General features: G+C 63.2%; 23 protein-coding genes. 10 read left to right on the top strand and 13 right to left on the bottom strand.

Going from position 1 to position 20,657, the window contains the following annotated elements; translation table 11 throughout:
• Nucleotides 1-3: 3 nt before the first annotated feature.
• Nucleotides 4-711, bottom strand: coding sequence for a histidine phosphatase family protein (locus AC6I21_RS10430; RefSeq protein WP_446753591.1), 708 nt, complete (start codon nucleotides 709-711; stop codon nucleotides 4-6).
• Nucleotides 712-1,328: 617 nt separating this feature from the next.
• Here AC6I21_RS10430 and AC6I21_RS10425 point away from each other — a divergent pair.
• The gene (locus tag AC6I21_RS10425) at nucleotides 1,329-1,973 is read left to right on the top strand and encodes an NUDIX domain-containing protein (protein ID WP_446753592.1); all 645 of its coding nucleotides are present in this window, start codon (nucleotides 1,329-1,331) and stop codon (nucleotides 1,971-1,973) included.
• A 10-nt stretch (nucleotides 1,974-1,983) separates the two neighbouring features.
• On the opposite strand, the gene AC6I21_RS10420 is transcribed toward AC6I21_RS10425, so the two are convergent.
• From AC6I21_RS10420 to AC6I21_RS10410, 3 genes are all read right to left on the bottom strand, one after another.
• Nucleotides 1,984-2,271, bottom strand: a complete 288-nt coding sequence (locus tag AC6I21_RS10420) for a transcriptional regulator (protein ID WP_446753593.1) — start codon at nucleotides 2,269-2,271, stop codon at nucleotides 1,984-1,986.
• Nucleotides 2,272-2,276: 5 nt separating this feature from the next.
• On the bottom strand, nucleotides 2,277-2,771 hold the full coding sequence (locus tag AC6I21_RS10415) for a hypothetical protein (protein WP_497762336.1): 495 nt from the start codon (nucleotides 2,769-2,771) through the stop codon (nucleotides 2,277-2,279).
• Nucleotides 2,772-3,000: 229 nt separating this feature from the next.
• Nucleotides 3,001-3,435, bottom strand: a complete 435-nt coding sequence (locus AC6I21_RS10410; RefSeq protein ID WP_446753595.1) for a hypothetical protein — start codon at nucleotides 3,433-3,435, stop codon at nucleotides 3,001-3,003.
• Nucleotides 3,436-3,850: 415 nt separating this feature from the next.
• Here AC6I21_RS10410 and AC6I21_RS10405 point away from each other — a divergent pair, with 415 nt between their 5' ends.
• Both AC6I21_RS10405 and AC6I21_RS10400 read left to right on the top strand, forming a co-directional pair.
• Complete coding sequence (locus tag AC6I21_RS10405; protein WP_446753596.1) at nucleotides 3,851-4,216, top strand: DUF1801 domain-containing protein; 366 nt, start codon at nucleotides 3,851-3,853, stop codon at nucleotides 4,214-4,216.
• Nucleotides 4,217-4,474: 258 nt separating this feature from the next.
• On the top strand, nucleotides 4,475-5,629 hold the full coding sequence (locus AC6I21_RS10400; RefSeq protein WP_497762335.1) for an XdhC family protein: 1,155 nt from the start codon (nucleotides 4,475-4,477) through the stop codon (nucleotides 5,627-5,629).
• Here the strand turns inward: AC6I21_RS10400 and AC6I21_RS10395 are convergent.
• The 7 genes from AC6I21_RS10395 to arsB all read right to left on the bottom strand — a co-directional run bounded on the left by AC6I21_RS10395 (nucleotide 5,609) and on the right by arsB (nucleotide 13,225).
• A complete protein-coding gene (locus tag AC6I21_RS10395) occupies nucleotides 5,609-6,283 on the bottom strand; it encodes a nucleotidyltransferase family protein (RefSeq protein WP_446753598.1) in 675 nt (224 codons plus the stop codon). The genes AC6I21_RS10400 and AC6I21_RS10395 overlap by 21 nt on opposite strands.
• A gap of 22 nt (nucleotides 6,284-6,305) precedes the next feature.
• Nucleotides 6,306-8,378 carry a molybdopterin cofactor-binding domain-containing protein gene (locus tag AC6I21_RS10390; RefSeq protein WP_446753599.1) on the bottom strand — a complete coding sequence of 691 codons (2,073 nt, stop codon included), beginning with the start codon at nucleotides 8,376-8,378 and terminating at the stop codon, nucleotides 6,306-6,308.
• Nucleotides 8,371-9,381 carry an FAD binding domain-containing protein gene (locus AC6I21_RS10385; protein WP_446753600.1) on the bottom strand — a complete coding sequence of 337 codons (1,011 nt, stop codon included), beginning with the start codon at nucleotides 9,379-9,381 and terminating at the stop codon, nucleotides 8,371-8,373. The genes AC6I21_RS10390 and AC6I21_RS10385 overlap by 8 nt, the downstream gene beginning before the upstream one ends.
• Entirely contained in the window at nucleotides 9,378-9,890 is a 513-nt protein-coding gene (locus AC6I21_RS10380) for a 2Fe-2S iron-sulfur cluster-binding protein (protein ID WP_343832067.1), read from the bottom strand. Before AC6I21_RS10380 ends, AC6I21_RS10385 begins: the two co-directional genes overlap by 4 nt.
• Before the next feature lie 467 nt (nucleotides 9,891-10,357).
• The gene (locus AC6I21_RS10375) at nucleotides 10,358-11,716 is read right to left on the bottom strand and encodes an FAD-dependent oxidoreductase (protein WP_446753601.1); all 1,359 of its coding nucleotides are present in this window, start codon (nucleotides 11,714-11,716) and stop codon (nucleotides 10,358-10,360) included.
• A gap of 12 nt (nucleotides 11,717-11,728) precedes the next feature.
• The gene (locus AC6I21_RS10370) at nucleotides 11,729-12,136 is read right to left on the bottom strand and encodes an arsenate reductase ArsC (RefSeq protein ID WP_138926549.1); all 408 of its coding nucleotides are present in this window, start codon (nucleotides 12,134-12,136) and stop codon (nucleotides 11,729-11,731) included.
• A 3-nt stretch (nucleotides 12,137-12,139) separates the two neighbouring features.
• Nucleotides 12,140-13,225 carry an ACR3 family arsenite efflux transporter gene (arsB, locus tag AC6I21_RS10365; RefSeq protein ID WP_446753602.1) on the bottom strand — a complete coding sequence of 362 codons (1,086 nt, stop codon included), beginning with the start codon at nucleotides 13,223-13,225 and terminating at the stop codon, nucleotides 12,140-12,142.
• Between the two features lie 101 nt (nucleotides 13,226-13,326).
• On the opposite strand from arsB, the gene AC6I21_RS10360 reads away from it, so the two are divergent.
• Entirely contained in the window at nucleotides 13,327-13,677 is a 351-nt protein-coding gene (locus AC6I21_RS10360) for a metalloregulator ArsR/SmtB family transcription factor (protein WP_054820687.1), read from the top strand.
• 28 nt (nucleotides 13,678-13,705) lie between these two features.
• Here the strand turns inward: AC6I21_RS10360 and AC6I21_RS10355 are convergent, their stop codons facing one another.
• Both AC6I21_RS10355 and AC6I21_RS10350 read right to left on the bottom strand, forming a co-directional pair.
• Nucleotides 13,706-14,287, bottom strand: a complete 582-nt coding sequence (locus AC6I21_RS10355; RefSeq protein ID WP_446753603.1) for a mismatch-specific DNA-glycosylase — start codon at nucleotides 14,285-14,287, stop codon at nucleotides 13,706-13,708.
• A gap of 186 nt (nucleotides 14,288-14,473) precedes the next feature.
• Complete coding sequence (locus tag AC6I21_RS10350) at nucleotides 14,474-15,304, bottom strand: alpha/beta hydrolase (RefSeq protein WP_446753604.1); 831 nt, start codon at nucleotides 15,302-15,304, stop codon at nucleotides 14,474-14,476.
• A gap of 379 nt (nucleotides 15,305-15,683) precedes the next feature.
• On the opposite strand from AC6I21_RS10350, the gene AC6I21_RS10345 reads away from it, so the two are divergent.
• The 6 genes from AC6I21_RS10345 (at nucleotide 15,684) to AC6I21_RS10320 (ending at nucleotide 20,607) form a co-directional block, all read left to right on the top strand.
• Complete coding sequence (locus tag AC6I21_RS10345; RefSeq protein WP_446753605.1) at nucleotides 15,684-16,220, top strand: type 1 glutamine amidotransferase domain-containing protein; 537 nt, start codon at nucleotides 15,684-15,686, stop codon at nucleotides 16,218-16,220.
• 69 nt (nucleotides 16,221-16,289) lie between these two features.
• Nucleotides 16,290-16,535, top strand: a complete 246-nt coding sequence (locus tag AC6I21_RS10340) for a hypothetical protein (protein ID WP_497762334.1) — start codon at nucleotides 16,290-16,292, stop codon at nucleotides 16,533-16,535.
• Between the two features lie 30 nt (nucleotides 16,536-16,565).
• Complete coding sequence (locus AC6I21_RS10335; RefSeq protein ID WP_138926540.1) at nucleotides 16,566-17,333, top strand: isocitrate lyase/PEP mutase family protein; 768 nt, start codon at nucleotides 16,566-16,568, stop codon at nucleotides 17,331-17,333.
• A 509-nt stretch (nucleotides 17,334-17,842) separates the two neighbouring features.
• Nucleotides 17,843-18,484 (top strand): LemA family protein, encoded by a 642-nt coding sequence (locus AC6I21_RS10330; protein WP_497762333.1) that lies wholly within the window; start codon nucleotides 17,843-17,845, stop codon nucleotides 18,482-18,484.
• Entirely contained in the window at nucleotides 18,481-19,689 is a 1,209-nt protein-coding gene (locus AC6I21_RS10325) for a DUF3137 domain-containing protein (protein WP_497762332.1), read from the top strand. The genes AC6I21_RS10330 and AC6I21_RS10325 overlap by 4 nt, the downstream gene beginning before the upstream one ends.
• Before the next feature lie 183 nt (nucleotides 19,690-19,872).
• On the top strand, nucleotides 19,873-20,607 hold the full coding sequence (locus tag AC6I21_RS10320; RefSeq protein WP_138177367.1) for a VOC family protein: 735 nt from the start codon (nucleotides 19,873-19,875) through the stop codon (nucleotides 20,605-20,607).
• Nucleotides 20,608-20,657: the final 50 nt, after the last annotated feature.

The raw sequence follows: 20,657 nt of genomic DNA, 5'->3' as shown, positions 1-20,657 counted from the left end.
ATTCTAGGCCGAAGTGGTTCCCGACGTCTGGTGCCCGGCGCCGCCCCCTACTGGAGCGTCACCAGAATGGGCGCCCTGCGCCAGCCATGACAGGTCACCGGCATCGGTGTTGATCGCGTAAACGCTGGGCTGAGCAGTTCCGTAGCGCACGATGGAGATGGAGGAGGGGCCCACGTTGATGCGCTGGAACATGTCAAGATGCATACCCAGCGCATCGGCAAGGATCGACTTGATGATGTCCCCGTGGCTCACTGCCGCCCACATAGCTGAAGGCCCATGCTCGGATTCGAACGCCGCATCATGGCGTCGAACCGCTGCCACGGCCCTGGCCTGCATCACCGCCAGGGACTCCCCGCCGGGGAAAGTGGCGGCGGAGGGTTGGGACTGGACAACCTTCCACAAATCCTCGGTCGCGAGTTCACTGAGCGGGCGGCCCTGCCACTGGCCGTAATCGCACTCGACGAGTTCGGGATCGATGGGCGCGTAGGGCGGTGCGGTTTGGCGATCGAGGATGAACTGGGCGGTCTGCTGGCACCGTTCAAGAGGACTGGAAACCACGGCGACCAATGGCACTGCTGAAAGCCGCTGTCCGGCCAGGGCCGCCTGATCCCGCCCCACCTGGTCCAGGCTGACACCTTCGGACCGGCCAGCCAGCAGTCCGGTGGCATTGGCTGTAGATCGGCCGTGTCGCACGAGAATAACTGTCGCCATGCCCCCAGCCTAGTCACTCGCCACCCGCAAACCCATAGCAACAAACTGGTGACACCCGTGCGTCCCACGACCCTGCGGAAGCTAGAACTGATCCAAGCGGCCCAGGATTTGGCAAACCCCCGAATTCCTCCGGACGTCGACGGGAGCGACTGGTGGACGGTCGTTGAGGCCAGCACGGCATGCGGGGGAATACGCGGTCGCGGATCTGCGTCGACTTGAGATAGAGGAACTGCGGACAGGTTCCTACGGCAACACCCAACTGAGGATTCTGTCCGCATTTGGTCCCGGCCGGAGGGCGATTTTATTGATTGCTGGCGACAAAGCTCCAGACTGGAGTTGATGGCCCAAGAAGAACATTTTCGGTGGCATACGCACTGTTCAATGCGCATTTGGACAGGCCGAAAGGGCAATGAGAATGGGTCGAACGATGGAAACAGTCGGCGGAGGAATAGTTGTCGATTACGTGGTGGCTGATGACCGCATCGGGATAGCGTGCGCATCCACCACATATCCTGAGTTTCAGCAGACGAATTGGTGAGAGGGCAGCGATGGGTCAGCACACATGGCGATACGTGGCATGCCGACAAGTGGACGGCAACGGGGATGAGGCATGGGACGTGCGGGAGCTGTACGGCTCGGAGGTCAATGAGGCGCCGGCATACACGGCGAGCAGTGCGCGCCCCTTTGGGGAATCACTCGCGCAGCTGCGGCGGGATCTGACACGTATGTATGACGACGTGCTGCGCCCCGACTTGGCTGTTCTCGACCTTGGGAAGGAACAGCCGGACATCATTTCCCAGGCGGAACTGGCAGCTGAGCCTGAGCGTCGTGTCGTGCGAAAGGTTGTCGGATATGTCGTGCACGACGGTCGGCTGTTGGTTTTCGCGCATGACGGGATCCCCCTTGAAGTTGCAGGGATCCAGGTGCCCGCTGGAACGATTGAAGCTGCTGAGCAGGCTGAGGCAGCAGTCGTGAGGGAAGTGTTTGAAGAGACTGGACTCCGTGTGCGCATCGTGCGAGCGCTCGGCATCGAACGCTACGACGTTTGGCCGTCTAAACCGGAAATGCACCAACGGCATTTCTTCCAGCTTGCCCCGCTCGATGCCGACGTCGAAGAGCGATGGAGTGCGGGGGAAGAACAACCATCCGACGGTGGCGCGCCCCAAAATTGGACGTGCTGGTGGATGCCGCTTGAACAGGCACACGTCCTGTGCGCCGGATTCGGTGCGCAACTCGGCCGTATTGTCACGGAGTCTTCCTGACGCCGCTGCCTCAGTGTCCGGCGATCCGATTGAGCGTCGCCAGGAGGTTGCCGAAGGTTTTCTTGCCCTGGGGCGAGAGCCTGACCAAGGTCGCCCCGTAACGTGTGCGGCGCTCCTTGGAAATCTCAACCAAGCCGCGTTCTTCAAGGTCGCGCAGGATCTTCGAAAGGTCGGACACCGACAAACCTGTTGATTCTTGCAGTGCCGGATAGTCGGCCTGCTCGACCTGATTCAGGTGCGCCATCGTCACGAAGCGCTTCGGTGCGACGAGATGCGCGTTGATCTCCGTATATGACATGGCGTTCAGCGACGAATCAGAAGCACGAGATAGAACACGAGCCAAGCGCCGGGAGCGAGGCCTGCGAAGAGCCATGCCTCGGGAAAGGGGATCGTCTCGCCATGCCTGACACCTCGCCATACCGGTATGAGAACCCAAACGGTGAACGCGGCAGAGATAAATGTTGGCCTCAGGCGAGGCTCGTTTGCGCGATTGAGGCGCTTGCTGATCCACGTGTGTGCGTTGATGATGGCGCACAGCGCAGGGATGGCGGCCCACCAGGGGTACCCGCCCAGGGCCAGAGCCCCGGCGATGAGGGAGAGAGCTACCGTGGCGGCGGTGCTGAGATGATCGCCGATGCGAAATTCCCTTCTGGGTCGGCTGGGCACCAGATCGAGCAGGTGCTGTGCTTCCCCGGGGGAAAGGAGCTCGGGTTCATGGGGCTTGGCGTCATCCATAGGACTCACGATAGCAACTAGTTGCAGTTTTTGAAAGTAGTACGATCCGTCGACCGCGTGCATCCGACCTTTCTGTCGGGCTGGCCTGGAGTACTCGTCATTGGGTGTGATGCCCGTGCGCGTGGCTGAACGCCGGTGGAACGCTTAGAAACGGTGGCCTATGCGGGTTCCGGTCGCGGGTTGTCGACGGATGCAGATCCGCTTCATGGGTCGGACAGTTTTCCGAACCAACTCTTTATGTCCCGAATGACCGCGCTGAGGAGATCTGCTCGTGTGAGTGCACCTGATCTGGTCAATCGACGCGAGGGTAATCGATCGTCAGCAGTCCATCGTCGCGAATATCGCGCAGCACATCCTCGTCGAGTTCGCTGATCTGGATGCCACGCGCTTGAGCTGGAACCACGCTGTCTTCCTCTGGGCTCCAGGCACGGAGCACCGCGACACGAGACACGTGGGGTACGTGAGCTGGCAGTGTGCGCAACCAGTCAAGCCACGCTTCGGCCGCCACCTCATCCCGCGCAGGGGCATCGTTGCGACCGCCGATGAGTGTACTGCAATCGCACATGTTGCGCGTCAGAGTGAATACCACTGACGAACTGCGGATGCGACCCGACGCGATGCGCAGGTCGGACAGCACCGGCTCGACGCCGATCTGCTCCGCCGTGAACCGGCAGAACTGCTGTGTGAAGGCGGCGGCGTTCACCACCCAGAGATTCATCGCGCACATGTACTCATTCTAGGTCGCGCTCGACGGGTGCCTTGCCAATCGCGCTCGATGGCTGCGAATGGCACGATGCATCATTATGTTCGCGTCGGCGACGCCGAGGTATGGTGCGGTCAGCCGGGTGTGCCGGCTTCTGCCGTCGGAGAGCGTGATGGTCTTGCGGTGAAGATGCTGCCACTTACTAATCCGGTGGTTGCGGTGGCGGCAGTTCTTAGGACCCGAAGGAACGGGCGGCTGGAAGGTTCTTCGGATATTCTGGTGGTGGTCGCGTACCACTGACTGCGCTTCCACGTGAGGATCACGTGAATCATCGCGGAGAGGCCTGAGGCATTCAGGACATGTCCCGTTGGGGTGCGGCGCACTCGTGCGCCAACTTCATTCCGCCGCTGCCACGCATCGGCTGACGAAAGGACATGACATGTCGTCGAAGGATGAGAAGAATCTGACGCAGGTGATCGAGAAGATCGCAAAGATGGACGAGCCGGAGCGCTCGACCATGCAGCGTGTGCATGAGATCATCGTGGCCGCGGCTCCCACGCTGAAGCCGCGGATTTGGTACGGAATGCCCGCATACGCGAAGTCGGCGAGTACCCCCGCGCTCGTGACACTGCGTAACGATGAGCGTTTGAACCTCGCACTCACCGAGAAAGTGCCGTTCCGCGCTGCAGGAGGAGCCGACGGAGCGCTCATGCCCGCGGCCTGGTACTTCGAGACCGTGGATGCGGCTACGGAACAACGCATCATCGAGATCGTTCGGGCTGTGGTCGGTTCTATCTCCGAGTAGCCATCGGCCTGCCCTTGTGCGGGTGGCACGGTAACGAATGTGGGCCACCCGGCGGCGTCGTGAGGAGTGTTCCTGACTCCAGGAGCACCCCTCACCTGCGCGGCGTTGACCGCACCTCCTTCGCGATAACCGGAGAGCTCTTGCCGACGCCATCATGACGTATTCAGGCAGCGTTATGGTCGATCATGGTGAGGACGTGTCAGCAACTCCTTGGGCCAAAGCTTCGAACAAGATCCAAGGGCCTTCGCGGGCCATGCGATGCGGGATAGGCTTTGCACTGTGCTGGACATTCTCACTGCCGCACAGCAGCGGCTCTTCGACCTGGACAATCCACGGGATCTCGCGGTCGCGACCATTATTTCGGTCCAGGGCTCCGCCCCGCGACCGGTAGGAACTTCAATGTTCGTGGACTCGGCGGGCGCGGTACATGGTTCCCTGAGTGGAGGGTGCGTCGAAGGCGCCGTGTTCGAGGCCTGCCAGGAAGCCCTGGCCACCGGAATCTGCGCGGTTCACACCTTCGGTTACAGCGATGAGGACGCCTTTGCCGTCGGCCTGATGTGCGGCGGTGCCATCGAGGTCCTGGTGCAGCCTTTCCGCATCGGCGACGCAGACGTGGCTCAGTGCGCAACCCAGGACGACCCGGTAGCGATGGTCATGCGGCTTCCCTCCACCCACCGGGAGCAGCGCAGCCACCTCGCTGCCGTTCGGGACAGTGACGGGGACGGGATGCTGGCCGCTCTGGAACCGCTTGTGGAGGCCAAGGCGCTCGCTGCGGTAGCGGAGCAGGTAGCGTCCATGATCCGCCACGAGCGGACCGGTACCGTGCGGGTTGCTGCCCCGGACGGCAGCAACGAGCCGGTCGAGCTGTTCGTCGAGACGCGAGAATCACCTTCACACCTGGTGGTTGTCGGGGCGAACGCGTTCGGGCAGGCGCTGGTGGAAGCCGCCAAGCCACTCGGTTTCCGGATCACATTGTGCGACCCTCGCTCCGCCTTCGCCGACCCCGCAGCGTTTCCCGACGCCGAGGTGGTGCAGGCCTGGCCGCACCGTTTCCTGGCCGACGCGGCAGAGGCGGGCGAATTCGACCGGCGCACCATGATCTGCATCCTCACCCATGACCCGAAGATCGATATCCCGGCCCTGACTTGCGCGCTCGGTCTCGGCGTCGGCTACGTGGGCGCCATGGGCTCGCGGCGCAGTGACCGTGAGCGGCGCTCCGCCCTGCAACAAGCGGGGGTGGACGATGAGGCGCTGAAGCGGCTGCACTCACCGATAGGTCTGGGGCTGGGTGCGCAGAGCCCCGCGGAGGTGGCCGTCTCGATCCTGGCCGAGATCCTGGCCGTACAAGGTGGGCACGCACGGATTCTTCCGCTCAGCCGCGGCAGCCAACCGCTACACCCCAGTACCACCTGACGCGGGAGCAGGGATCGGGGAGCGGACCCAACGGGCAAGATCCGCCGGGACGTCCAGATCCGAGCCATCCTCCAGATCCGAACAGTCAACCAGGTCCAGCATTGCACCCTGCTCCCTGAGCAGTTGCTTGGCCCCCACATCACCGTGCGCCGCAGCGCTCGCCGCCGGGCACCAGCGGGCATCGAAAAGCACCGGGTGGCCGCGCCGCAGCCTCCCGTCGGGGCCTTGATGGGCGGCCGCCGTGATGCGTCCGGGCCGATGGGCGGCGATGATGCGGGCAACTTCCGCGGCCGTGATGCCCGGCCGGTCCACGGGGGTCACCATGACGTCCCGATCCGGTGCAATGGCCTGTAGTCCGCGGCGCAGGGAGGTCCCCATGCCCTCCACCCAGCTGGGATTGTGCACGGTGCGCACACTGGGCTGACCCGCAAGGACGTGCGTGGCGTCCGCGGCTCCGGCCCCGGTGACAACTACGACGTCGGAACAACCCCCGGCGAGCAGCGTGCTGGACACGGACACCACCAACGGGGCACCGTTGATCCGCAGCAGGGCCTTGGGACCCTGGCCGAGCCGTCGGCCGGCACCAGCGGCCAGTACCAGCCCCACCGGGGCCACCGCGTGGTCCGCGGGGGCCCGCTGATCCTGATCAAACACCGTAGTCAACGCGATGGCATGCTCACTGGGGGAGGAAGGCATCGCCGAACAGCGGCAGCTCCCGCACCCGCACCCCGGTGGCGTTGTACGCGGCGTTGGCGATGGCGGCCGCCGCGCCCACGATGCCGATCTCGCCAATGCCGCGCGCACCGACGGGGCCGGCCAGCGGATCCTCCTCGTCCAGCCAGGCTGCCTCGATGTCGGGCACGTCCGCGTTGACCGGGACGTGGTACTCGGCCAGGTCGTGGTTGACCACGTGCCCGAACCGCGGATCCAGGACGCTCTTTTCATGCAGCGCCATGCCCAGCCCCATCGTCATGCCGCCGATGAACTGGGATCGGGCGGTGCGCGGGTTCACGATCCGCCCGGCCGAGAAGACACCGAGCATCCGGTCCATCCGGATTTCACCGGTGGATTCGTGGATTCGCACCTGGGCGAATTGGGCGCCGAAGGAGTGCATCGCCCATTTTTCGGCCGCCGGGTTCTTCTTGGCCTCGCCCTGGGCCTCGGCCCCGACCGCCGGATCGCTGCCATGCTCGGCATGCAGCGCCTGGGCGGCGGCGAGGACCGCGGCGCTCCAACTGGCCAGGCCGGTGGAACCGCCGGCCACGGTGGCGTTGGGCAGGCTGGTGTCACCGATCTGCAGCTGAATCTGCTCCAGTGGAACCTGCAGGGCGTCGGCGGCGACCTGTGTGAGAGCGGTCCAGGTACCGGTCCCCAGGTCCGCGGCGCCGATGGTCACCTGGTAGCCGTCCTGTATACGCCGGATCCGGGCGATGGATCCGGGCTGTCGGCTGGCCGGGTAGGTGGAGGAGGCCACGCCCAACCCGATCAGCCACCCGTTCTCCCGCCGGGTGCCCGGCTGTGCGCTGCGCGCGGCCCAGCCAAAGCGCCTGGCACCTTCGCGCAGACAGTCCACGAGGCGGCGCTGGTTGAACGGCAACCCGGTGTCCGGGTCGGTCTGTGGGTCATTGCGCACCCGAAGCTCAATGGGATCAATGCCGCAGGCCACGGCCAGCTCGTCCATGGCAATCTCCAGGCCCACCATGCCCGGAGCCTCCCCGGGGGCGCGCATCCAGGACGGGACCGGCACATCCAGGGGGACCACACGCTGGGTCAGCCGGCGATGCTCCCCGGCGTACATCATGCGGGCCGGTTTGGTTGCCTCCTCCGGGAATTCCTTGGTGTGGGAGGACATTGACAAGGCATCAAAACCAAAGGCGGTGATTTGCCCGTCGGCCCCGGCACCCAACCGGATGTGCTGCAGGGTTGGGGCACGGTATCCGGTGATGGAGAACATCTGCTGCCGGGAAACCGCATACTTCACGGTGCGTCCGGGCAGTGCGCGGGCGGCCTGCGCGGTGAGCATCATGTCCGCGTGCGGCACGCCCTTGGACCCGAATCCGCCGCCCACGTGCGGGGAGATGATCCGGATCTGCTCCGGGTCCAGTCCCAGCACCGGGGCAATCGCCGTCCGGGCGGGGTGTACGCCCTGGGTTGAGGTCCACAGCGTCAGCGTGCTGCCGTCCCATTTGGCCACCGTGGTGTGCGGCTCCATCGGGTTGTTGTGTTCCATTGGCGTGCTGTACCAGGTGTCTATGCTCACCTCGGCCTTGGCGAAGGCGGCATCGAAGTCGCCCTCGGTGACATCACCCCCGCCGGACTGCGGCTTCCGCGCCCCGGGATGGTCCTTGCGCAGTTGGACGTCGTGGTCTTCGCGTTCATAGCCGACTTCGATAAGGTCCGCGGCGCTGCGGGCCTGCTCGGGGGTGGTGGCGATGACCGCGCCCAGGTACTGCCCCCGGAAGCGGACCGCGGGGGACTGCAGGATCGCCAGTTCACCGTCTTCCGTGTCCTTGAGGGCCGGAGCGTTCTGGGCGGTGAGTACGTGCACCACGCCCTCGGCCGCCTCGGCCGCCGCAGTGGACAGGTTCACCACCTTCCCACGGGCGATTTCGGCCTGAACCGGGTAGAGGAACAGGGGGTCTTCGACTTCATGCTCGTAGGCGTAGGGGGCGCGGCCGCGCACCTTGTTCGGGCCGTCCAAACGCACCGGTTGGGTCCCGATTGAGGAAACCTTCAGCGGATCACTCATGGTCGGCCTCCTGTAGATCCGTCAGTTCTGCGAGCACCGTGGTGATGGCCCCACGGGCCATCTGGACCTTGAAGGCGTTGCCCGCTACCGGTTCGGCGCCTTGAAGTTCGGCGTCCGCCGCCCGCCGAAAAGCCTCCAGGCTCGGTTCACTGCCGCGCAGGATCGCCTCGGCGCGTTCGGCACGCCATGGCTTGTGCGCCACCCCGCCCAGGGCAATGGCCACGTCGCGGATCAGCGGGGTCGACCCGGAGTCATCGACGTCAACCAGAGCGGCCACCGATACCAGGGCGAAGGCATATGAGGCGCGGTCGCGGATCTTGCGGTAGGTGGAGCGTGCACCGGAGGGCGGCGGCAGTTCCACCGCGGTAATCAGCTCCCCGTGCTCCAGCACGGTGTCACGTTCGGGGTGGTCTTCGGGCAGGCGGTACAGCTTGCTGATCGGGATGCGCCGTTCCCCCTCCGGCCCCCACACCACCACGGTGGCATTCAGCGCGGTCAGGGCGACCGCCATATCCGAGGGGTGGGTGGCAATGCAGTGTGGTGAGGCACCGAGGATCGCGTGATAGCGGGTATACCCGTCCAGGGCCGAGCAGCCGCTGCCCGGCTCCCGCTTGTTACACGCAGTGGATAGGTCCTGGAAGTACACGCAGCGGGTGCGCTGCAGCAGATTCCCGCCGGTGGTGGCGGCGTTGCGCAGCTGTCCCGAGGCACCGGAGAGCAGCGCCCGGGAGAGTACGGGGTAGTTCCGGCGGATCAGCGGGTGGGCGGCCGCGTCGCTGTTGCGCACCATGGCGCCCAGCCGCAGGCCCTGGTTCTCCAGTTCTTCCACCTCGGTCAGGTCCAGGCGGCTGATGTCCACCAGCAGTTCGGGGGTGGTGATTCCCAGCTTGAGGTGGTCAACCAGGTTGGTGCCGCCGGCCAGGAACTTCGCCTTGGGATTCCCTGCCACGGCCGCCACGGCATCGTTGGGGTCGCTCACACGCTGAAACTCGAAAGGTTTCATCGCGGATCCTCGGCAGCCTGGCGGACCGCGGCCACGATGTTGATGTAGGCCCCGCACCGGCACAGGTTCCCACTCATCCGCTCGCGGATTTCCGCGTCGGTCAGTTCCACCGGTGCCTGCAGGTCCTCGGTGACCACACTGGGCGCCTGGTCGGCGGCCTCCTGAATGACCCCGGCGGCCGAACACACCTGTCCGGGAGTGCAGTAGCCGCACTGGAAGGCGTCCTGTTCCAGGAACGCCCGGTGCAGCCCGGAGAGCTCACCTGCCTCGGCCAGACCGTCGGCGGTGGTGATCTCGGCTCCGTCGTAGGAGAGCGCCAGCGCCAGGCATGAGTTCAGCCGCCGCCCGTTGACCAGGACCGTGCACGCGCCGCACTGACCGTGGTCGCACCCTTTCTTCGCAGACATCACCCCCAGCCGGTCGCGCAGTGCGTCGAGCAGGGTGGTTCGGGGGTCCAGGGGCAATGTGTGCTCCTGGCCGTCGACTGTGAAATGTAACTGATGCCCCACGGAAAGTGCCTCCAGACGGCGTCGTCGAATGCTGATCAATCTAACGCCTCGGAAGCTGCCGGGCAAGGGTGGACGGACAAGCCGCAGGGTTCTGCCAGTCGCACCCCGGCCGGCTGGCCGATCTGAGCAACAAGTCCGGGCGGTCAACGGCGGTTTGGCGGTGGTGACCTGTAGCTACGTGCGTACCCCGTATGGAAGCCGAGCCACATCAAGTATGTTCAGGAACCCCAAGCTGGAGAGCCACCAACACCCACTGGTATCACTTTCATAAATCTCCATCGATCCACCATGGCCAAGAGCACCAACATGGAATCTTCAACTAACACGTGTTCGTCGTTCGGGCTCACCGTGGGTAGCCATGGTCCGAGGCATTCAACGGGGCTACCCTCACGCGACATTTCGTGGATCGCGGCTCGGTGAAATCGTGCAGTGTTCCGGTAGGGAACCCGAGAGTCGCCGGTTACGGATCAGCGCAAACAACCACTCCGTCCAGACTCAGCAGTCTCACAGCTTGTCGCGTCGATGGACGCAGCATCGTAGGAACCGCCGAGGTCGGTGGAGCAGACGCCAGTCTCAGGCAGATTCAGCTCGACGGTGGTAGCAGCGGTGGTATCCCCGGCGAGGTGTGCGCTGATGGATCGGACCTGTTCGTAGCCGGTGGCCATAAGGAACGTGGGCGCACGTCCGTAGCTTTTCATGCCGACGATATAGAAGTTCGGTTCAGGGTGTGCCAGCACCTGTTCGCCGTGGGCGCTGACCGTGCCGCAGCTATGGAATTCGGGGTCGATGAGCGGACCAAGCTGCCGAGGAGCCTCCACCGCCGGGTCAAGTTCCAGGCGCAGCTCAGAAAGGATGTTCAGATCGGGTCGGAAACCGGTGGCAGGGACAAGGTAGTCCACGTTCAGTTCTCGTCCGTCAGCGAGCTGCACGTGCAGTCGCTCGCCCGGAGTCAGGCCGGTGATGGCCGTGTTTTCCAGGAGAGTGACTTGTTCGGTGTCTACCAAGCGGCGCACGCTCGTACCGAGCTGCCCGCGAGCGGGCAGCTGATCGGCTGCGCCGCCGCCGTAGAGCTTGGTCGGGTTCGCGATCCCGCGCAGACCCCACAGGATCTGGGTGTCCTCCTGTTCTCGCTTGAGCCGTCCCAGGGAGATGAGGGTGTTCGCGGCCGAGTGACCTGCCCCGAGCACCAGGATGGTTTTTCCTGCCAGCAGTTGCCGGTCAGCGCCCAGCGGATCAGGCAGCGGTGAAGTGATGTGGCCCTGAGCATGAGCTTCCGCTTCTCCTGGGGCGCTGAGTCCTGCGCGTCCTACTGGGTTGGACGTATTCCAGGTGCCGGAGGCGTCAATGACGGCTCTGGCGGTGAAGTCCTGGACACCTTCTGGGGTCTGGGCGCGGACCAGGAACAACGCTTGCTCGCGTCCGTTCGTACGGGTCTTATCCAGCCCCAGCCCGGTTTCGGTGAGTCGGGAAATCCCTGTGACGCGGTGTTGGTAGCGGATTACCGGGGCCAGCTCGGGATGCGCGGCCAGCGGCTTGAGATAGTTTTCCACCAGTTCGCCGCCGGTGGGCAGCGAGGTTTCCCTTGGCATGGCCCAGTCACCGGGGTAGGTGTCCGTGGGGGTTTCTAGCAGGCGGCGTGCTGCGGCATTGACGTTGAATTTCCACGGGGAAAACAGCTTGATGTGTGCCCATTGGCTCATGGCCGCTCCGGCATGGTCACCGGATTCCAGGACGAGAACGTGCTGATCGCGTTCGCGCAGGTGCGCAGCGGTGGCTAACCCGATAGGGCCCGCACCAATGATGAGGACGGGATGATCAGTGATCATGAGGGGTTGCTCCTAACGCAGGGGAAGTAGTTCGCCGATGAGGGTTTCAATACGGGTGCGGATCTCATCGCGGATCGGGCGTACCGACTCCACGCCTTGACCGGCGGGGTCCTCGAGTTTCCAGTCCTCGTAGCGTTTGCCCGGGAAGATGGGGCAGGTGTCGCCGCAGCCCATGGTGATGACCACGTCCGAGGCTTGCACCGCTTCGGTGGTCAGGATCTTCGGGATGTCAGTGGACATGTCGATGCCTTCTTCCCGCATCGCTTCCACCGCTGCGGGGTTCACCTGATCAGCCGGCACGGACCCGGCGGAGCGGACCTCGATCTGGCCTTCGGCAAGGTGCTGGAGGTAGGCGGCGGCCATTTGCGAGCGTCCGGCGTTGTGAACGCAAACGAATAAAACAGAGGGTTTGGTATTCATGGTTCAGCCTTTCAACGGCAGAGAAGCAGTGGGGAAGAATTTGCGCGACCAGAGCGCCACATAGACCAGGGCGATGAGGATCGGGACTTCGATCAGCGGACCGACGACCCCGGCCAAGGCTTGGCCGCTGGTGGCCCCGAAGGTCGCGATGGCCACCGCGATGGCCAGCTCGAAGTTGTTGCCGGCTGCGGTGAAGGCCAGGGTAGTGGTGCGTTCATAGCCGAGGTTCAGTGCGCGGCCGATGATCATCCCCGCGCCGAACACCACCACGAAGTACACCAGCAGCGGCAGCGCCATGCGGGCCACGTCCCAGGGTTTGCTGATGATGGTGTCCCCTTGCAGCGCGAACAGCAGCACGATGGTGAACAGCAGCCCGTAGAGTGCCCAGGGGCCGATCTTCGGCAGGAAACTGTTCTCATACCAGTCGCGTCCCCTGGCCTTCTCGCCGAAGGTGCGGGTGAGGAATCCGGCCAGCAGCGGGATCCCGAGGAACACGAGCACCGACAGGGTGATGGCCCCGACGGAGAATTCGGCGCTGGTGGTGGGCAGGCCCAGCCAGCCGGGCAGGACCTGGAGGTAGAACCAGCCCAGCAGGCCGAACGCGAAGACTTGGAACACCGAGTTGACCGCCACCAGCACCGCGGCCGCTTCCCGGTCGCCGCGGGCCAGGTCGTTCCAGACCAACACCATGGCGATGCAGCGTGCCAACCCGACGATGATCAGCCCGGTACGGTATTCAGGCAGGTCGGGAAGGAAAACCCAGGCCAGCAGGAACATGAAGGCTGGGGCCAGTAGCCAGTTGATCACCAGGGAGGTGATCATCAGCTTCTTGTCCGCCAGGACGTGTCCGGTTTCGTTGTAGCGCACCTTGGCCAGGACCGGGTACATCATCACCAGTAGTCCTAAAGCGATGGGCAGGGAGACTCCGGCGACCTGCACCGAATCCACGGCTTGCCCGAAAGAAGGGATGAGTCGGCCCAACCCCAGTCCCAGGGCCATGGCCAGCAGAATCCAGACGGGCAGGAAGCGGTCAAGGGTAGAGAGTTTGCCGGAGACTTGTTGAGTCTGCGACGTGGTCGGTGAAGACACGAACACATCCTTACGCAATATTGATATTCATCGATATTCAGTTTCGGTTCGAGTATGATTGTTTGCATCGAAGATTGTCAATCTAGATGGAGTGCGCTTGCATGACCGCAACATCCATGAGCGCGGCGGCCGCTGAGGCCGCGTGCTGCGCTGCGCCTGCCGCTGAGGTGTTGAGTGAAGTCGCTGCCCAGGAACGTGTCCGGGTCTTGAAAGCCTTGGCTGATCCTAACCGGTTGCGCCTGCTCTCGATCGTGAAGAACGGACCGGCGGATGGCACGTGTGTTTGCGATCTGACCGAGCCGTTGCAGCTGGGTCAGCCGACTGTCTCACACCACTTGAAGATCCTTGTTGATTCCGGTCTGCTGGCACGCGAAAAGCGCGGAACATGGGCCTATTACACGCTTATTCCGCTAGCTTTGGAGAACGCTGCCACACTGATCACTGGACTTTAAGAGCTCTCCTGTCGATCAGTTTCTCGCTTCATCGGTCAACCACATCTCTCCGGGATGACGCGGACCGCGCGGTGCTTGCCGCCAACACCTGGCGCCACTTCTCGGCAAGGCTCGCCGTTGTTTCGTGAGCATTCAGGCCGCTGGGGTTGGGCACCACCCAAAGCGGAACATTCGTGGGCCAGCGGTCAATGACGGAGACGTCCTGTTCGCCCAGTTGGGCCCGTGGCAGTTCGAACGCGGCCCGAACTGCCGTGATGCCCAATACGGCAACGGCGCTGGGACGCAGCACCTGCACCCGTTCAACGAGCCGACATGCCCCCTCGCGCAGTTCAGCGGCCGCGAGCTCGGCGGCCCGGGCGGTGGGCCGCTCGACCAGATTGGTGATGCCCAACCCCAGCTCGGCCAGCATCCGCTCATCTTCCGGGACCAGGCCCCGGGAAGCATCCACCAGCCGACCGGTTAGGCCAGCGAGGTGCAAGGAGGGCCAAAACCGGTTTCCCGGCCGGGCAAACGGCGCATTGACGGCGGAGGTCCAGGGGCTGGGATTGATGCCCACCATGAGCAGCTGCAACATCCCGGCGGACTGCTCGTCCGTCGGGTAGGGCAGCACATCGTCCCTGCCTAGGTCGGAGCGAAGGGCATGCTCAAGATCGGACCGGTCGGGCCGGCGGCCACCCAGTGGAGAGGGCGCGCGCCAGGCAGACCAATCGGCGGGAAGAATCGGGCGCATTCTCATTAGCCTACATTCCTGGGGCCGGCGCCAACACCGGCCGGGCCGGGCCACATACGCGGCGCACTAATCTGCGACCAGGCTGCGCATCCACGGCAGGAGTTCATCCAGGACGGCCACGTGTCCGGAACTGTGCATCTTGTGAATCCTGGCCTGTTGGATCATCGAGGCGAGCAGGTCCACGTGATGCAGGGGAATGATATGGTCGTCCACTGCCTGATAGAGATCCACCGCCCCGCACACCCCGGCCAGGTCCACGCCCCAGGGCGAAACAAAGGCGAGATCATCGTCAATCTCCCCATCATCACTTTCGTCAGCTGCAGCTTGTGCCTGCTGACCTATGCTGGCCCAACGGCCAGACAGGGCCTGCCAGTCCGCCGCGGTGAAGCTGTCCGCAGGGAATTCGGCGGTACTCTGGTACGCCGTTCTGGCCTCAACACCTTGTGCTGCTGCCCGCAATCCGGCACCCCCGCCGGCCATGCCTTTAAACGAGGAAGGTGCCGGTTCAAAGGGCGCCGGGCTGGCGAACGCTGCCGTTGCCGTGACCCGTTCGCCGAGCAATGCGGCCAATGCGAGTGCATGGGGCCCGCCACCGGAATATCCGGCGGTGGCAAAATGCTCAATTCCCAGTTCGTCGACTACTTCGATGACGTCTTTGGCGCTGTCGGCGACGGTGCGTCCGGGCCGGCGTTCAGCCCCGGGGAAACCAGGCCGTGTCACCGAGATCAGACGGAGTTGGAGATCGGTAGCGCATCCTACGAGGGGTGAAGGGTGCTGCCCGCTATGCGGCGTTCCATAATGCATGACCAGCGTTCTTGCTTCCGATTCCCGGGATCCGGAGAAATGAATCTTGGTACGGCGTCCGTCGCGCAGCTGGAAGTCTTGGGCAGTGTTCACGGGTCACCCTTATGCCAATTGGATTCGAGCCCGTCGGTCAGCGGCGCGCTCGCCGGTCGTCTCAGGATTATCGCACCGATTATGTACGAACGGCAGGGTGCGCGCGGTTCAGGCTGAGTCATCCGAGTCTGACCGCGGCGGTGCACTTTGAATAACGAATCCTAAGCTCGGGAAGTCTGCTGGCGCGGGGCCGGACTCAGCGCCTACGTCTTGGACTGTTCTACCTGGTGCCGCCACCCGGGATGGCATTGGATTCCTCGCGGATTGCCTTGAGCCCTTCACTGTAGGTAGTGACCTTATAATCCGGGAAGCGCATGATGAACTTTGTTGTCTCAAAGATATTGTCGGTGGCGTTGCAACGCCGGACGGCAAAACCCCGGTGGTCGATGAGCTCAGTCTGGGTCTGGCTGGCGGGCTGCCTTCAACAACCAAGAAGATGCGCCGGAACCTGGCCCGCGTGTCTGCAGTCTTGGAACAGCCGGTGGATCTTGAGCAGGTTTCCGCTGATGACTTCGACCTTGTCTTTTACCCCGGAGGCCATGGTCCGATGGAGGATCTGGCCTACGACCATCGATCTGGGGAACTGCTGCGGGAACGGTTGGAGTCCGGTCGGCCTTTGGCGCTGCTTTGCCATGCCCCGGCCGCGGTCCTGGCGACCGTCGATGAGGCGGGACATTCTCCCTTCAGTGGACGGCGGATGACTGGGCTTTCGAACCGTGAGGAGCTGTTCAATAGCTTCGCCCGCAAGGCTCCTTGGCTGTTGGAGGACAAGCTGAAGGAAATGGGGGTGAACTACAGCAAGGGACGGTTGCCGTTGCGGTCCTATGTTGTGGTTGACGGCAACTTGTACTCTGGGCAAAATCCAAAGTCCGCTGCAGAACTGGCACAGCGACTGGTCGCGGATTTGAGTCGATAGGGGAGGGTTTGCCATGGTCGGGCTGCAGGAATGCGGCGCAGTGAACCGGGAGGCTGCTGACGTCATCCTATGATGGCGCCTGCGTACCACGATGTCGTGATCCGGCAGGTGTGGGAACTCGAAGAATTCGCGCAGCGGGTTACCGTGTGGCGCAGCGCCGTTGCGGCAACCCATGAGTTCTTGCTGTCCGAACACCGGCAGAGTATCGAGCTGGGATCGGCCGAGCTCTATGTGCCGCATGTGCTCCTCGTGGCCGTGGTGTGGCACCGGGCCGGTTGGCGCCATATTCCCCTGGTGGGCCGGCTGGTAGGCTGACGATTGTTGAGCCAACTGAAGGAGAATCAAATGTCCGACGTAACACGGCTTGCTCAAGTATTCGCCGATGCCCACGCATCCAACGAGCTGATCGTTTTGCCCACGGTGTGGGATACGTGGAGCGCGAAGATGGCTTCTGATGCCGGCTTCAAGGGACTGACCGTCGGAAGCCACCCCGTGGCCGACGCGATCGGAAGTTCCGACGGGGAGAACATGGACTTCCAGGACTACCTGGCGGTGGTCAAGCGCATCGTTGACTCGGTCGACCTGCCGGTGAGCGCCGATGTGGAATCCGGATACGGTCTGGAGCCGGCTGAGCTGATTCAGCGTCTGCTGGAAGTCGGCGCCGTGGGCGCCAACATCGAGGACGTGGTGCATTCGGAAGGAAAACGCGTCCGGGAACGCCAGGAACATGCGGACTACATCGCCGCAGCTCGACAGGCCGCCGACGAGGCAGGGGTCGCGTTCGTGATCAACGGGCGCACCGACGCGGTCAAACTTGGCACCGACGTGTTCTCCGATCCGCTGGCAGAGGCCGCCGAGCGCATCAAGCTCATGGAACAGGCCGGTGCCCGCTCGGTCTATCCGGTGGGGCTGAGCACCGCCGATCAGGTCCGCCAGCTGGCGGAAGCCGTGAGCGTGCCTCTCAACGTCACCGCCGATCCAGTCAAGGGCCACGGCGCGGGTGACCTACCGGCCTTGTCTTCCCTTGGAGTGCGCCGTGTGTCCTTCGGTCCACTGTGGCAGAAGTGGCTGGCCGGGGTCTCAGCAGACGCCCTGGCCAAGTGGGTCCGGTAGCCGTACCCCCCGAACAACCTTTCGCTGATCGGCCCTGCTTACGCCAGCGTCGATCGGACGGGAAATTGCCTGAATCAAGGCCCTTTCCGTGAGGAGAAGCGGCCACACATTCCATTCTGGAATGGGTGGCCGCTTTTTTGCGCGCATTGTCCGCAGTTGTATTGAAGAACGAGCTTCATGCTCTCGACGTGCACGGCGTAGTTGTCATTTGGGTGGCCATGGCGGCATCACCAAACGGCACAGACCCCGAGGCCCGCTCCTTTGAACCTGTCGCCAGAGAAACAAGTCAATGGAAGTACTAACTCTCTGACTTGGCAGGGATTGGCGACGCGCCATTGCTGCCGCCCCTTCGGCTCTCATTCCAAAGCACCCGGATCCGCTGGGAGCTTCAACGCCCGGAGGTCACGGGGTCGTTGCGGTCACGTCATCTTCCTGAAGTCCCTGTGCTTGTTTGGTAGCGTATTGGGAAGTTTTGCCACTATGGATGGATTTATTAAGGATGTGATTTCATGGGCAACTCATCACTCGCTTCCTGGGCTCCGGCGATCATCATCGGAGTCCTGGTGCTTCTCATCATCGGATGGGCCATTGCCGTCTACAACCGGCTGGTGACGAAGAGAAACTCCTCCACAGAATCCCTGCAAGGGATCGATATTGTGTTGGAAAACAGGTTTGATCAGATCAAGGCGCAAGCCGACGCGGTCGCTGGAGTGGTAAAGAAAGAAGTGGACCTCATCTTGGGGAGCACGTCACTGCGCACCGGTCGCACCATCGAGCAGCTGAGTGTTTCAGAAAAAACGGAACTGAACACCGCAATGGATGACGCACAGCAAAAAATCGTCGCGGAGGCAGGGAAGCCTCAGGGGCTGGGCTCCGGGCCGGGAGCCCTGGCGTCACTGGAAAACTATCCAGAGATGAAAACCACGCAGAACGTGGAACTGTTGCAACGCACCATCAACGAGACCGAGGAACGGTTGCAGGCAGCTCGCCGGGTGTACAACCGGGCAGCAACGGACTACAACACGTCGCGCCAGGTCTTCCCGACGGTGATTATTGCCAGGCTTTTGGGCTTTGGTGGGCATGACCTGTTTGAGCTCTCGGATCAGCGCAAGCGCAACCAGTACGACCTGGAAGGGTTTCTTGAGTCATGAGCGAGCAAACTCGAATTTCAGTTCCGGACTTCGAAACGGTCTGGGCCACGGTGCAGGAGTCGGCCGGGGATTTCTCTCAACGAACCGCGTGGATGGGGCGCTGGGGAGGCAAGAGCCTGCTGTTGATGATCCCGATCATCATCGCTCTGCTGTTGTTCGTTGTGGCCCTGGGCTCCATGTTCATCGGCGACGGGCTCGTAGGCATGATTGCATTCGTCCTGGCGATCGTGCTCGCCGCGCCCTCGGTTATTTACGGCATTAGGCATTTCGAGGCAGCTTCGGAAGAACACGCCCAAGAAGTGGTGGCACCGATGGTCGAGCAGCTGGTGCAACAGTTGCGGGTTTCTTCAGTGACCGGCTCGGAAGCGGGTCTGAGCGCCAAGTACACGCCGGAGGGATCGATGCCGGTCAGCGTCCTGAGCAACGCCGGATTTATTCGTGATGCCAGGGCCCCGCAGGAGGATTTCATCATCGGAACTCTGGGGCAAACCCAGTTCATGCTCTCGGACGTCAAATGGCAGAGTTCCAAGGTCGAGCTCAGCGAAGAGGCCCAGCAGCGGCTCGAGCGTCAGGCCCGCAGAACTCGAGAGCGTAAACTCCGGGAGCAATACGGACGTGACTGGAAACTGCACCAAAGCGACCCATTGCAGAACTCCTCCCTGTTGAGTTTGGTTCCCGCCTCGGTCAGAAAGACCGTGAAGGAAAAATACGCGCAGTTCGAAAGCTCGGTCGAGAAGATGGGTCCGTCGATGATCGTCTTCGCGGCGGACTTTCACAAGGAGTTCACCTCCAGAACCTATTTGCTGCCGCGCCGGCCGGTCGACCTGGCCATCCGGAACTTCACCGAGGAAAGTGCCGCGAAAACCGGTCTGGCGCCGATGACGTTGGAGGATCCCGGCATCACCGAACGCTTCGTTGGCTGGACCACCGACCAAACCGAAGCGCGCTATCTGATCACCCCGCAACTGATGCTGGCCATCAGCGATGCGGCTGCGCGGATGAACTCCGAACACATCGCCGTGTCGTTTCGTGGCTCGTGGATGTATTTCGCGGTCGTGCTTGACGAGGACCGCTTCAGTTTTCAGGTCGATAAGAAGAACGACGGAGGCTACGCGGTAGCCAAGGCCATCTATGAGGACCTGGTCGCCTTTTTGTCCCTAGTCGAAGACTTCAACCTGAACACGAGAATCTGGTCCAAAGCCTAGAGCGTTGTGCTCATCAGCAGGAGCCAAGGTGGTGTGCGCCGCAGACACCTTGGCTCCTTGGCATTTGTGGAGGACACCCCTCCCGGCCCGCGCAATCCGGGCCTGGGGTATTAGTGATCAGCAGCCGGCTGAGCGCCCAAGGTGGCCCTGTCTTGCTGAAGATCGGGGGAGTAGGGTGAGCTCATGTTCTTGGAAAATATCGTGATCGACGCACACGATCCCCAGCGGCTGGGCAGATTTTGGCAAGAGCTGCTGCAGGCAGAACAGCTGACGGACTCGCCATCGGGCTTCGAGACCCGCACGAGATTCGCCGACGACGCCTACCTGGACCTGTGCTTCCAGCCGGTTGCCGAGGCACCGCTCGCGCGGCCACGAATGCATGTCTGCGCTGTGTGGCCCGGGACTGGCGCCCAGGCCGAACAGTGGATTCTTCACCGGGGTGGGAAGCCAAGCACCCCAGCCCAGGCACCGGGTCATGCAATCGGGCAGCACGCCACCCGGTGGTTTCTAGATCCGGAGGGAAACCCTTTTTCGATTGAACCATCGGAGGCAAGAGACAACAGCCGCGGCGGCTTGGCAACGGTGGTGCTGGCCTCGGCCCAGCCGGGGCGCGATGCTGAGTTCTGGGCGTGTCTGACCGGATGGAAACGGCCGGCGAATTCAGCGCACGACCAACTGCGGCACCCATCCGGCCGCGGCCCGACGCTGGAGTTCGCAGCCGAATCACAGCCCAAGGGGGAGCAGAAGAACCGCTGGCACCTGGATATCCGGTTGGATCCTGGAGAGGATCCTGCAGTCCTGGCGGGCGTGATTGGTCAGAAGGGCGGCAGGGAACTGCACCCAGACTGGGGAGAACTGCCCTGGCGGGTCTACCAGGACCCGTCCGGCAACGAATTTTGCGTGCTGACTAGTCACTAGTTATTTACCCGGGGATCTATTGGGGTGCCTCGTCACCGAAGTAGGATGAG

This window comes from Glutamicibacter sp. St.4D3 (genome assembly GCF_059728615.1).
Note: the sequence above shows the minus strand (reverse complement) of the source record. Positions and strands in the feature narration are given on the sequence as shown.